The sequence below is a fragment of the Bacillus sp. FSL R12-0074 genome, from assembly GCF_038005725.1.
Classification (GTDB): domain Bacteria; phylum Bacillota; class Bacilli; order Bacillales; family Bacillaceae_G; genus Bacillus_A; species Bacillus_A mycoides.
This window is the reverse complement of the sequence record NZ_JBBOTR010000001.1, coordinates 1,570,360-1,583,466: the sequence shown is the minus strand read 5'-3', so window position 1 is coordinate 1,583,466 and position 13,107 is coordinate 1,570,360. Positions and strand designations below refer to the sequence as shown.

Below are 13,107 nucleotides of genomic sequence, written 5' to 3'. Positions count from 1 at the left end.
TTCCTCCTCTTATGCAAATAAAAAACTCCAAAAGCCGCCACCACTCGTTACAAGTGAGAGACGTGCTTTTGGAGTTTCGCAAAAAAGAATGCTAAACAAGCAAATATATTCGTCCTCACTCATAGTCAAAGTATTTACGGTACTTCGGTAGAAACTTGCAGGCCATATCCCCGCGATTATATGAGTGTAGCTAACTTATTTATTTATAGAAGGATTATAACGCACTTTTTTCACTTTGAAAAGCATTTATCGAAAAAACACGTACGAATTTTATGAAAATACCATTTTTGTTCGAGTTTTTCAAACTTTCACATTTCATATTACAACGTCGTTAATATGATAGGACCATCCTTCGTAATCGCAATTGTATGCTCATACTGTGCAGATAATTTCCCATCCATCGTCCGTGCAGTCCATCCGTTTAAATCTACTTTAGAATATCGCATACCGGCATTTACAATAGGTTCAATTGTAATTACCATTCCTTCTTGTAATTCTGGTCCTTGCCTTGGCTTACCAAAATGAAAAATTGCTGGTTCCTCATGAATTTCTTTACCAATTCCGTGTCCCGTAAAGTCTCTTGCAACAGAAAACCCTTCAGAGGCTACATAACTTTCAATTGCGTATCCAATATCTCCAACATGGTTACCACTTATTGCTTGCTCAATCCCTTTATATAAAGCACTCTCTGCTACTAACAATAACCTTTTTGCTTCACCAGAAATATCTCCAACTATATACGTCCATGCAGAATCCGAGAGCGCACCATTTAAGTTTACTACCATGTCAATTGTCACAATATCTCCTTCCTGTAAAGGTACATCACTAGGGAAACCGTGACACATTTCATCGTTTACAGATGCACATATCGCATATGGATACCCGTTGTAACCTTTCTGTTCAGATGTTGCACCATGCTTTTCTAAATACGCTTCAACAAACGTATCAATTTCTTGTGTCGTTATTCCTGGTTTCATCATTTTTGCAATTTCTCTATGACAAGAAGCTAGTAACTTCCCAGATTCATGCATCAAATCTATTTCATTTTTCGTTTTAATTGTAATCATACTACCTCTCCTTACTAAACTTGCTATTTGCTACTAAACTTCAATCATACACATCCTCTTCCAAAATTTCAAAACTTCTAATTACAACAAGTACAAAAACAAACATCATTTATTTCTACATCAAAATAAAAAAAAACAGAAGCTCTCCTCTGTTTTTTAATCATTTTTACATATATAATTCATTTTCAAAAACTCAAAACAACTACCATTTGTTTTCTGTACAAACGTTCCAACAGCTTCGAATCCTGCTCTTTTATACACTTTAATCGCTCTTTCATTAAATGTCGCTACTGATAGTGTTATATAATTGCATCCGTATTTTTCTTTACTAAAAGCTAGTCCAGCTTTTACGAACTGTAGACCAAATCCATTCCCAGTTATATCAGGTCTCATTCCAAGACCTATATCAACCGTTTGATTATTTATGTTACTAAAACTAAAGAAACCAATGAGAGTACCATTTTCCTTCACAGAAAATGTATGATTCCCTCTACTCTCATCCTCTAAAAACTCAGCTAAATCTTCTTCATCTGCCTCTATATCATAAAAGGAATACTCCCCTTCATAATGCCAGTTATATGCAATTTCTTCTGCTTCCGCTTGCGACATTACTGTAAACATATAGCCCATTTCTCTCACTCCCTCATAAAAAAAAGCTGCAATTAAGCAGCTCCTGTTTTATAACTCATAAATCTCTTTATATTTAGCTTCTAAATAATCAGCTAAGTAGTTTGCATTTAAACCTTCACCTGTCACATCTTTTAAAATTTCAAGTGGTTTTTTCGTTTTGCCATATTGGTGAATATTCTCTGTTAACCATTCACGAATTGGTGTCACGTTTCCTTCTTCTAATAATGCATCAAAGTTTGGAATATCCTTTAGCATCCTATGTTTAAATTGCGCTGCATACATATAACCAAGCGCATAAGATGGGAAGTATCCAAATGAACCACCAGCCCAGTGAACATCTTGCAATACACCTTGTGCATCGTTTTCCGGACGAATTCCTAAATATGCTTCCATCTTATCATTCCAAGCCACTGGCAAATCCTTCACTTGTAATGTACCATCAAATAATTCTTTCTCAAGTTCATAACGAACCATGACGTGAAGCGGATATGTAAGCTCATCTGCTTCTATACGAATAAACGATGGCTTCGATTCGTTAATCGCATCATAAAACTCATCTACTGATATATCATTGAATTGACCATCGCTATACTCTTTTAATAAATCATAATTTTTCTTCCAGAATGATTTATTACGACCGATAAAGTTCTCAAAGAATAATGATTGTGACTCATGAATACCCATAGAAGTTCCACTACATAGCGGTGTACCTTCAAATTCCTCTGCAATATTTTGTTCATATACAGCATGACCACATTCATGAATCGTGCCGAAAACAGCCATACGGAAGTCTTTCTCATCGTAACGAGTCGTAATACGAACATCCCCTCTATTTAATGTAATTTCAAAAGGATGTACCGTTTCATCAAGACGACCCGCTTCAAAGTTATAGTTCAATTGTTTTAATAACTCTAAAGTAAAATTCTTTTGTTTTTCTTTTGAAAAATGTTCAGCTAAAGCATTTGTTTTTAATTCTTTTTTAGACTCAGAAATTTCTTTCACAAGCGGAACGATACGTTCACGTAGTTGACCAAATACATGATCTAACACTTCTACTGTGATTCCCGGCTCATACATGTCTAATAGCGTGTTATATTTGTACGTTTCGTAACCCCAATATGTAATAAACTTCTTTTTGAATTCAACAATTTTTTCTAAATACGGACGGAACATTTCGAAGTCAGATTTTTCGCGAGCTTCTTCCCATACACTTTCCGCTTTCGCTTCTAATTTCACATACGCTTCATATTCCGCTTGTGGAATTTTCTTATTTCTATCATATTCTTTACGACACTCTTCAACCATTTTCTTTGTCGTTTCAGAAAGTTTATTTTCAACAATTAAAGATTCTAGTTCAGTTAAATAGTTCCCCATCTCATCTGAAGTCGACATCACAAACACTTCGGATGAAAGCATTCCAATTACTTCTGAACGCTGGTCTACTCCTTGCTTTGGTGCACCTGTTCTTAAATCCCAAAACATTAAGCTTAATGCCTCTCCGTAATTCTCTATCTTCTTCACATATGTTAAAAATTGTTTTTCCACTTCATATGTAGCAACTGTCATAGTATAAAAAACCTCCTTTTTCTACCTCAAACTTATTTCGACACTGAAACATAAATTCCTTTTCTAATAGAAAAAAAGCTTGGCAAATGCCAAACTTTTCCCTACAACATTTTTTCGCTTAAAGTACTTTTCCTTCTACCGGAAGTACTTTCTTCACTGCTTCTATCACTTTTTCATCTTCATTATCTGATAAGAATAATGATATAGCACCTTTATCTTCACTTGTACGAATTAAACGTCCAATTCCTTGGCGAAGACGTAAAATCATATAAGGCACATCTACATCCCAGAATGGATCATTCACATGTTTACGCTTCGCCTCAAACACAGGATCGTTTGGAGGGAATGGTAATGACCAAATAATAACATGTGATAATGATGAACCTGGAATGTCTAAACCTTCCCATAAATGAACGGCACAAAGTACAGTCTCTTCTTCATTTTGGAAACGAGAAACGAGCTGACTAATTTCTTGATCTCCTTCATATAGGAACGGAACTGACATTTGCTCTTTACTTACATATTCTTTAAACGCTGCAAGTTCTTGCGTTGTACGGAATAATACGAGTGTACGTCCATTTGTTTTTTGTATATTTTCAAGTGTATATTGACACTTTCTTTCCCATTCATTTTCTTTCGTATACGGAAGTAAGTTTACTGTCATTTGCTCTTCATAATCAAACGGCGAAGCAACTGAGAATGATAAGTAATCTTTTACCCCTAGACTATTTGCAGTAAATGCGAACGAATCATTGTCAGATAATGTCGCAGAAGAGAAAATATATGGAATCTTCTTCGAGAATACTTTTTCTTGTAACACTTCTTCAACTGCACGCGGCATAATAACTAACGTGAAAGCACCATCGCCTTCTTCACCCCACGTAATTACATTTTTCTCGTGCATGAAAAGACGAAGCGAATGCTCTAACACATCTAAATGCTCATCAACAATATTTAAATCGTATGTGTTTACTGTATGCATTTCACTTTCAAATACTAATGCATCACCGACTTCACCGATTTTCGCATAAAGTCTTTTCGCTTCTGCAGTTACCTTTTCTGTCACAGTAATTTCTAAACGATCAGAACCTTCAATTTCCTTTTTATTCTCTTGTAGTACCCCAAAGAATTGTTCAGTTTGCCAAATTGTTTCTTCTACTAAATGTGCGAACTCTTCACGAATATCATTTTGTAATAATCTCGTTAAAAGTTGCTCCATCATCGTTTGTTTTAAACGGTACGTTAAAGCTTTTTGAGCTGCATATTCTACAAGATGCCCTTCATCGAATACAACGCAGCTACTTTCTGGTAATAACGGAATTTGTCCTTCACGTTTGCGAGCTTCGTACGTCCAAATATGATCCATATAGAAATCTTGAGAACAAATGATTAAATCTGCCGCTTTACGATAATGCTCGCGCGAAAGAGTTTGACCACAACGATGACGAGAATCACAAGTGAAGCAATCTTGGAAGTAATCCCAGTTTACCTTTGACCATTCCTCGTCATTTAACAGTGGAAATTCTTTTCGATCACCATAGTGAGTAAAGTTCTGCATCGTACCATGATCGAATACGAACTGAGGTAATTCGTAATATACATCTTCAATTACTTCTGGAGCTCGTCCACTCATAACATCTTCAAGTTTACGTAAACATAAATAATTATCCATTGACTTCGCAAGTCTAACATCAACAGATAGCCCTAATGCTTCAGATAACTTAGCAATGTCTCCTTCTTCTTTCACAAGCTGCTCAATTAACGTTTCATCTGCACAAGCGATAATAGCCGGCTTCCCTGTATAACGTGCATAACAAATTGCATATAGAAGATATACAATTGTTTTCCCTGTTCCTACACCTGCTTCTGCAAACATAACTTTCTTCTCTTGGAAAGCGCGCTCTAACTGAAACGCCATAAAAATCTGTTCATCACGCTCTTCAAAGCCTTTTTCCGGAAGAATGTCGTAAAACACATCTCCAATCCACTCATTCAACTTATCATAAAAATTATCTTGTTTTCCTACTTCAAATGGTAACCTATTCTCAGTAAACATCCTTAGCCTCCAACCAAACAGTTTTTCTATAAAAAGATATAGCAACTGCTACTCACATGTGCGCAGCCACTTTCCCCTGTTACAATACATAGAAATACACGAAAAAAAATTTTCCTTTCGAAAAAGGAAAATTTTTTTCTATATTAATGACCTTAAATAACGTTTATCAATCGCTGTTTCATGTGAAAGAGCTGACAAATATTCTTCCTGCGCTTTTTGTATTCCATCTACAATTGCACCTTGACTATCCACTTCTTTTCCGAGCTCATCATACGTACGGTGAATAGCTTTTTGAATCATCGATAATTGGAAACTATCCATATCACTTCCTCCTTTACGCATTACATAATAGCCAGTATATGCGTGCTAGAGGAGTTTTATACTATGAATTACGCGGTGGACGCTTTCCGAAGTATTGATAGTAATCTGTACGGATAAATCCGTTAAACAGTTTACGCTTTTTCGATGCATCTTTCCCATAACATTTCTCAAATGCTTCATAACTTGTTAATAAATACATTGACCACGTATCTAATGGGCGGAATACCTCTCCCATTTCTTTATATAATTTTTCAACAAGCGCTCTTTCACTTAAACGTTCTCCGTATGGAGGATTCGTTACAACATAGCCATATTCCTCTTTTGTCGTGAAATCTTTTACTTGCATTTGTTTAAATGATATAAGATCCCCTAATCCAACTTCTTCTGCGTTATCTTGGGCAACTCTTATCATACGGTGATCGATATCTGATCCAATGATTTGCAATGGTTGATTATAATTAGCTAAATCTTCAGCTTCTTGACGAGCTTCGCGCCAATTTTGTTTACCAACCCAGCCCCATTCATCCGATGCAAAGCCTCGGTTAAATCCTGGTGCGATATTTTGTCCAATTAATGCAGCTTCAATTGGAATTGTACCAGATCCACAGAAAGGATCAACGAAAGGACGATCCGCCTTCCAGTTTGTTAACTTAATTAAAGAAGCAGCTAATGTTTCTTTTAAAGGCGCTTCACCTTGCTCAAGACGGTATCCACGTTTATGAAGACCTACACCACTCGCATCGATTGTTAACGTCGCAATATCCTTGAGCATTGCAATTTCAATACGGAATAACGGTCCATCTTCTTCAAACCAAGTTGTGCGTCTATACGTTGTTTTTAATTTCTCAACAACAGCCTTTTTAACGATACGTTGGCAGTCTGAAACGCTAAATAATGTTGATTTCAAAGATTTCCCAATAACAGGAAATTCTCCATTCTCTGGAATATAATCTCCCCAGTTTAACGCTTTTGTTTTTTCAAATAACTCATCGAATGTTGTTGCTTTAAATTCACCGACTTTAATTTTCACACGGTCTGCAGTACGTAACCATAAATTCGTACGACAAATCGCTTTTTCATCCGCTTCAAACGTTACCTTTCCGTTTTCCACTTCACATTCATAACCAAGATCGCGAACTTCTCGGGCAACTAACGCTTCAATACCCATTGCCGCTGTTGCAATTAAAGTAACTTTTCCCATTTGCATTCACCTCTTATGTATAATCAAACAATAATTAATAACATGTTGTTCTATTAATTATCACATATTACGAAGAATATTCTCACTTACCATTTTAACTCACAACTTATAACTTCATACAAATAAAAAGCCCTCCTCTAACAAAGGAGAGCTGAGTTATTTCATAGTTGGTTCATAACGTTCTGTAAGCCATGTTCTGTTCCTTTGTACTGCAAACGGCCCACGCCTCGTACTCCGGTGGTAATCATCTATCTACAGGTTACGAAAACCTGTCCTTTTCCGTCGTTCATTTCCTTGGAAAAGATTCCCCTACCATTATTTGGGTTTCTCGCTCGTGGGGTTTACCTCGTTCCACTCCTATCATTTCTTCAAGGACTTCGTCACTGTGGCACTTTAAAGGTAGTCAAACCATATCCGAAAGGACTTAGGTTTTTTCCCTGCCGTTAAACCAGCCTTGCAGCCAGAATACCCTAGCTTATGACTTGGCTAGGCACGAACACTACAGCCATCTCAGGCCGTGCGAGCATGGACTTTCCTCTACAACGTTGGCGTTGCAGCGATTACCCAAACGTTATGACAAACATTAGTATAGTGGAAACAAAAAGATTTTGCAATGTTTTTTTCTATGTAAAATGCTTTAACCTTTTTGTTACCTTAATTTATTCGTATAACTTACTTCCAAATACAGCTTTTTCTAAATTAGATAGACGTTTTAAAATATCCGTATTCGTATTGTTATACACTGGTTGTGCAACTGGTGTTTGTACCGGTTGTTGCGGAACTTGTGTTGCCGCTACTTTTTGTTCTTCTAATTCACGTTTCAAACGAGCATTTTGTTGTTTTAATTGATCAAATTCCTTATGAAAAGCTTCATAATCTTTAATAATCATATCAAGAAACTTATCTACTTCTTCTTGTTGATAACCTCTCATACCTGTTTTAAATTCTTTTTCTAAAATATCTTTCGCTGTTAATTTAATTTTATCCGAAATCATTTTCTTCACCTCAAATTTTTGCCAAAGCTTTCATTAACTAAATTTTTTCAGAAACAACGCCTTTTGTCAATCAAATATACGAGTACTATATTACATATTACTCTGCATTATTCCACTGTTCCTCTTCCATTATATCTTGTAAATCAGAAAAAAGAATGAAATAACTGTGATAATTTTCTATTTCTCCTTTTTTCTTAGCTGCTTCTACAATATATTTAGGGCTCCCAGACTTTTCTTCGTCATATACAGCTAAAAGTGCATCGCTTTTTTCAATAAAAAATTGATTCTTTAATTTAAATTGCTCTGGGCTTTCGTACTTCCGTTTCGTAATACTATCAATGTGATCTGCTTGTGAAAGAATAAATTCGTAATATTCACGGTTATCTTCCTTCCAATTTTCCTCTTGTTCTAAAAAAGGAGTAAATACAGCTAATTTTAAATTTGGATATTCTACTTGAATTTCAAAAACAACTTCAGCAGCCCATAGCTCTACTCCTAACTGACCACTTATAATAACCCACTCCAAACCTTCTTCTACAAAAACAGTTAATTTACGACGCAGCGCCTTTTTTATACACTCTACTCCTGGATGATCATTTTTAAATATTCCAAGTTCAAACGGCTTATATCCTGTTACAGCAACAACCTTCATATCAACACTCCAATTACAAAAAAAGAACTAGCATTTCGCTAGTTCTAACATATCATTTACTTTTTAAACATTCCACCAACGTTTGGTCCGATATTTGGTCCAAATGGTGATACATTCGGTCCTGGTCCATATGGTGATACATTCGGTCCTGGTCCATATGGTGATATTTGATGCCCATGGTGATGATGGCCATGACCGCATGGTCCACATCCTCCGCCGAATCCTGGATCACCAGGATCTACAACGTTTACGTTCGAGTTTGTTTGTGGGAAGAAGTTTTGATTTTTAATTTGTTGATGATGAACATGCGTTGTATGAGTTGGAAAAATGTGTGGCACCACCGTTGTTGAAAAAGAATGTGTTACGCATTGTTTCGTTGGGTGAATGACAGGCGCTGTCGTACAAATAGGTCCTACAGGCTTATGCCCTCCAAAGCAAGGATGACAATGATGCATAGTTTTTTCTCTCCTCTCTCATTAAAAAAATCTGACTACACTTTACAATATGAGCGAGGGGCTAAAGCCGCTTGTTATATATACCCATTTATTTCATGGAAATTTGTCTAGTATCCAATTTCATACGTAATACCTATTATAGACAACCCCCTACTATTATTTACCAAAAAAGCCCCCGACTTGCTTAACAATCCCTGTTACTTGATTCATCGCGTTCATCATTTGTCCAGCCGTGTTCATCATTTTATTTACATCGTAGTTACCATCTGATGATTTAAATTGTGAAACAAAACTAGAAAACTGACTTGGTTGCTGTTGCTGTTGCTTTTGTTTATTCATCGTTGGATATGGTTGTTTTGGTGGATAAAACATAGCTTGTTGATTTACATATTGAGCTGGCGACATGTAGTTTTGTGAATTCATATACGCTTGCTGTGGTTGATTCGTATACATTGGCTGCGGCTGATTCATATGCGGTTGTTGCGACTGATCCATGTGCGGTTGTTGCGGTTGATTCATATACGCTTGTTGCGACTGATTCATGTGCGGTTGTTGCGGTTGATTCATATGCGCTTGCTGTGGTTGATTCGTATATGCTTGTTGCGGCTGATTCATATGCGCTTGCTGCGGTTGATTCCCAAACGACACTTCAAATGGTTGATAATAATTTTGGTTTCCATAATGAGGCTCGAAAGGATACATATTATATCGTAAATATGTATCCTCATTATATTGGTACATATTTTGCTGTGCATATGGATTTGCTTGCTGATATACATTAGGTTGTTGAAACATGCATTCTCTCCTCCTTGGCATAAGTTTCTACATATAGAATATGTACCTATAAAATAAAATGTGTGACGGAGTACCTGTCTGTTTTTGTCGGAAGTTTAAATTTTTAAAAAAATTAGAAAGTAAACCCTTCCATGCTATGATAATAAGGAAGAAGATTCTCATGGGGGAGGAATCAACATGGTATTAGGGGATTTAAAACAAGCGTTTTCTCAAAAAAAGGGGTATTACACAGAAAATTCGAATGAACTGTTAGACTTTGCAAGACATTGTTATCTTGAAGGAAAAGTATGCATATCAGATTACCGAACATTAATACGAGAGTTAGAAATAAACGGTGCAACAAAACCTACAACAGTGACAGAGGCATAAAAAAACAAGAGGGTTTTCCCTCTTGTTATTTACATTGATCTACGATATTTTGCAAAGTGTACGAAATAGCTTGATGAGTTTCAAAGAAACGTTTGCCTTTTCCCTTATTAACAAAACATTGTAGCACATTAGTTTGTAAATTATCATACACTTGATCAATTTGTTGTACATGTATATACTTAGGTCGTTCTTCCTTTATCCACCTATAAGCTAATTCTTTCCACATCTCTAACTCCGCATCTACAATATCAACAAATGGCTTCATATCCTTATAAAAATCATATTCAGCCATCTCTCTTTTTTTCACATTCGCTTCATCATTATACTGCATTAACTTCTCCGAAGACTGGATTAATGCTTCATGTCCCATTTTGTTCCCACCTTATTATGCACTCACTACGACGTTTTGAAATGTCTTTACCCAGCTCCCTTTTTCTTCGTGATGCACTAATTTATTTTCCATATGTTCTATATGCATTTCTGTTATTTCTATCTTATTGCATATTTTTTCACCTTTATCCTTCAATGCATGATTCATTCTAATCCCAATCTTCATTTCCAGCAAATCGAGAGAACTTAACATTTGATCCATTTTTTTCATAACATCTTCCTTCTGAACCATCGCCATATTTAAAACGCCCCCTTCTTTGCCTTTCCTTTGTCATGTAATTTCGCCGATTGATTAATTACTCCTTCTCACATGACAAAACTAGTTGATATTCGTCAAAGAAATCATTTAGTATGCCATTTTTAGAAATGGTAACAATACAAAAAGGAGGTGTATTACGATGACAAAAAATAAAAACGAAAAAAAGAAAAAGCAAAACAAACAACAAAACAAACCTGAGACTGGTAATCCAAAGCTTGATGGTCCAAATTTCCCCGCTACATAAAGTGAAACTTTAATCAGTGGGGTTTTGTTCATCCCCCACTGATTATTAGCCCGCACCAATCGGGTGTTTACGGACAGCAGGGCTTCCACCTACATTCTTTGCTCCAGCCAAATTTTGAGGTGGGAGTTTTACTGTCCGCAAATAGCGGGATAAAAAGACACTTTAACCAAAGTGGCTTTTACAAACAACTATTTTCTAGTCTACCTTACCTCTTCGCTTTCGATAAGTGTTGAAGTTAAAGTCGTACTGCTGGCAAATAGCCGATTAGAAAGTAACTTGTTGTAGAGCATATTACTTTTAATAAAGAAGTCCCGCCTTCATTTAAGAAGGCGGGACTTCTTTATTATATCATGAACTCATCTATTCTTTTAACAAAACTACTTAATATAGAAAGAGTATGTATTTGCTCCCTCTTCTTTCTATACCATTCTGTTATATTAATTTCCCCCTTAGGTTTTTCAAGTAAAAATAATGAATCTATTTCCACCCCTTCACTAAACCAATCTTTTTCAATTAATTTTTCATGAGTGACAATAGAATACACATCCCGAAGAGCCGGCGTACATGATTTTCTAATTCCCCTTATATTACATTCATAATCCATCCTTGATCCTGTATGCCTAGTTTGCACTGCAAATTTATAAAAAGAAGCCTTATACTTTGAATGAAATAATAACCAAGCTAATTGTTTCCCCAGTTCTATACGTTTTTGCAACGTTTCAAATTGATAAACTGAAAATCCATACATTCCCCCTTCCACCGTTGGAAAAATAACTGCACTAACGTGAAATATTTCTTGAAATTTGAATAGTGCAGTATCAAATACATGTTTTTGAAAGTATGCATTCTCAATTACTGGTTTTTGAATTTTATTTTGTTCATTAATAATAAGTGCCGTCATAAGCCTATTTATATCTTTTTTCTCCCAAAACGCGCCCCATTCTTTTTCCATAAAAATTGATATGTTGAAAAATTGTAACAAATGAAAGAGCGGCGCACATCTCTTTTTACTTTCCTCATACAGTAATAGTTGAGGAAATGCATCTAAAAAAATGAGCCAATTGGCTTTCTCATACAAATGAAATAATCGTCTCTTAACTGTTTGAGATAAAAGATTAGAATAATATTCTCCTTCTAAATCTGTCATGTTCCATCCCCCATTCCTTGAAACCATGCTTGCTAAAAAAGACCATCTAATTTCTCTATTTCTCAAATAATATTCTTGGTAAGATTGTGTACGTGAAATATTATCTACGTTAGCTACATCCGTGCTCTCCTTAATATTAAGAACTATAGCTTTTTCCTCTTCTGTACAAAAAATATCATTACGGGTCTGTTTAATTTTTTCGTAATCATTCCATCGAAACATGAATAAGTCACCATACCTTTCTTGAAAAAGGTCACATCTTTTTTCATTTTTTGATATAATCACCTTTGTAAGTAAATCTTATCAAGTTGGGAGTGGACAAAATATGACCATTCGTTACCCAAATGGAAAAAGGTACGATCAAGCTTCACAACCTCATAAAACACCAATAAAAAAACATACTTACAGTAATAGAGGTATGTCCCTTGAAGAGGAATTGAATGACACCAATCAATATTACTTAACCCATAATATTGCATGCGTACATAAAAAACCTACACCTCTTCAAATTGTAAAAGTAGATTACCCCGCTCGAAGTGCTGCAGTGGTAAAAGAAGCGTATTTCAAACAACCTTCTACAACAGATTACAACGGTGTATACAAAGGGAAATACATCGATTTTGAAGCGAAAGAAACTAAAAATAAAACCAGTTTTCCACTTCAAAACTTCCACCTTCATCAAATTGAACATATGAAGCAAGTAGTCGCTCATAATGGAATTGCATTTGTTATTATTAAATTTACACTTTTTGATGAATTTTATTTATTAGATGCAAAACATATTATTGCATTTTGGAATCGTCAAAATACTGGTGGACGTAAATCGATTACTAAACAAGAAATAGAAGAGCATGGGTCTTTATTATCATGCGGTTATCACCCTCGAATTGATTATATCCGCGTACTAGACACGGTTTATTTTTCGTGATAGAGTCATCACTAAGGCTCTTTTTTCGACTT

16 protein-coding genes, 1 other RNA gene and 1 riboswitch are annotated in these 13,107 nt (G+C 35.6%); of the genes, 3 read left to right on the top strand and 14 right to left on the bottom strand.

Going from position 1 to position 13,107, the window contains the following annotated elements:
• Window positions 1–102: 102 nt before the first annotated feature.
• Window positions 103–204, bottom strand: a riboswitch (purine riboswitch).
• A 116-nt stretch (window positions 205–320) separates the two neighbouring features.
• The 11 genes from NSS97_RS08270 to NSS97_RS08220 all read right to left on the bottom strand — a co-directional run bounded on the left by NSS97_RS08270 (window position 321) and on the right by NSS97_RS08220 (window position 9,738).
• On the bottom strand, window positions 321–1,067 hold the full coding sequence (locus NSS97_RS08270) for a type I methionyl aminopeptidase (RefSeq protein WP_107886928.1): 747 nt from the start codon (window positions 1,065–1,067) through the stop codon (window positions 321–323).
• Window positions 1,068–1,223: 156 nt separating this feature from the next.
• Window positions 1,224–1,697, bottom strand: coding sequence for a GNAT family N-acetyltransferase (locus NSS97_RS08265; protein ID WP_107886929.1), 474 nt, complete (start codon window positions 1,695–1,697; stop codon window positions 1,224–1,226).
• A gap of 48 nt (window positions 1,698–1,745) precedes the next feature.
• Window positions 1,746–3,263: a carboxypeptidase gene (gene ypwA, locus NSS97_RS08260; RefSeq protein WP_341112128.1), complete on the bottom strand. Its 1,518-nt coding sequence runs from the start codon at window positions 3,261–3,263 to the stop codon at window positions 1,746–1,748.
• Window positions 3,264–3,381: 118 nt separating this feature from the next.
• Complete coding sequence (locus tag NSS97_RS08255) at window positions 3,382–5,319, bottom strand: ATP-dependent DNA helicase (protein WP_002011942.1); 1,938 nt, start codon at window positions 5,317–5,319, stop codon at window positions 3,382–3,384.
• A gap of 138 nt (window positions 5,320–5,457) precedes the next feature.
• Complete coding sequence (locus NSS97_RS08250; protein WP_002126488.1) at window positions 5,458–5,640, bottom strand: DUF3921 domain-containing protein; 183 nt, start codon at window positions 5,638–5,640, stop codon at window positions 5,458–5,460.
• 61 nt (window positions 5,641–5,701) lie between these two features.
• Window positions 5,702–6,841 carry a THUMP domain-containing class I SAM-dependent RNA methyltransferase gene (locus NSS97_RS08245; protein ID WP_002011868.1) on the bottom strand — a complete coding sequence of 380 codons (1,140 nt, stop codon included), beginning with the start codon at window positions 6,839–6,841 and terminating at the stop codon, window positions 5,702–5,704.
• A gap of 180 nt (window positions 6,842–7,021) precedes the next feature.
• Window positions 7,022–7,413: RNase P RNA component class B (gene rnpB / locus NSS97_RS08240), an RNA gene on the bottom strand.
• Between the two features lie 87 nt (window positions 7,414–7,500).
• Entirely contained in the window at window positions 7,501–7,836 is a 336-nt protein-coding gene (gpsB, locus tag NSS97_RS08235; RefSeq protein WP_000622426.1) for a cell division regulator GpsB, read from the bottom strand.
• Between the two features lie 97 nt (window positions 7,837–7,933).
• Window positions 7,934–8,488 carry a DUF1273 domain-containing protein gene (locus NSS97_RS08230; RefSeq protein WP_002030808.1) on the bottom strand — a complete coding sequence of 185 codons (555 nt, stop codon included), beginning with the start codon at window positions 8,486–8,488 and terminating at the stop codon, window positions 7,934–7,936.
• A 56-nt stretch (window positions 8,489–8,544) separates the two neighbouring features.
• Window positions 8,545–8,943, bottom strand: a complete 399-nt coding sequence (locus tag NSS97_RS08225) for a CotD family spore coat protein (RefSeq protein ID WP_341112124.1) — start codon at window positions 8,941–8,943, stop codon at window positions 8,545–8,547.
• A gap of 156 nt (window positions 8,944–9,099) precedes the next feature.
• A complete protein-coding gene (locus tag NSS97_RS08220) occupies window positions 9,100–9,738 on the bottom strand; it encodes a YppG family protein (RefSeq protein WP_107886931.1) in 639 nt (212 codons plus the stop codon).
• Between the two features lie 177 nt (window positions 9,739–9,915).
• Between NSS97_RS08220 and NSS97_RS08215 the strand changes: the two genes are divergently transcribed.
• Entirely contained in the window at window positions 9,916–10,107 is a 192-nt protein-coding gene (locus tag NSS97_RS08215; protein ID WP_002030817.1) for a YppF family protein, read from the top strand.
• 25 nt (window positions 10,108–10,132) lie between these two features.
• Here the strand turns inward: NSS97_RS08215 and NSS97_RS08210 are convergent, their stop codons facing one another.
• A complete protein-coding gene (locus NSS97_RS08210; protein WP_002011864.1) occupies window positions 10,133–10,477 on the bottom strand; it encodes a YppE family protein in 345 nt (114 codons plus the stop codon).
• Window positions 10,478–10,492: 15 nt separating this feature from the next.
• The gene (locus NSS97_RS08205) at window positions 10,493–10,735 is read right to left on the bottom strand and encodes a hypothetical protein (RefSeq protein ID WP_002011865.1); all 243 of its coding nucleotides are present in this window, start codon (window positions 10,733–10,735) and stop codon (window positions 10,493–10,495) included.
• Window positions 10,736–10,853: 118 nt separating this feature from the next.
• Here NSS97_RS08205 and NSS97_RS08200 point away from each other — a divergent pair, with 118 nt between their 5' ends.
• Window positions 10,854–11,000, top strand: a complete 147-nt coding sequence (locus NSS97_RS08200; RefSeq protein ID WP_307838389.1) for a phage portal protein — start codon at window positions 10,854–10,856, stop codon at window positions 10,998–11,000.
• Window positions 11,001–11,343: 343 nt separating this feature from the next.
• Here the strand turns inward: NSS97_RS08200 and NSS97_RS08195 are convergent, their stop codons facing one another.
• Window positions 11,344–12,369 (bottom strand): DUF2515 family protein, encoded by a 1,026-nt coding sequence (locus tag NSS97_RS08195; RefSeq protein ID WP_107886932.1) that lies wholly within the window; start codon window positions 12,367–12,369, stop codon window positions 11,344–11,346.
• 103 nt (window positions 12,370–12,472) lie between these two features.
• Here NSS97_RS08195 and recU point away from each other — a divergent pair, with 103 nt between their 5' ends.
• A complete protein-coding gene (recU, locus tag NSS97_RS08190) occupies window positions 12,473–13,075 on the top strand; it encodes a Holliday junction resolvase RecU (RefSeq protein WP_002030800.1) in 603 nt (200 codons plus the stop codon).
• Window positions 13,076–13,107: the final 32 nt, after the last annotated feature.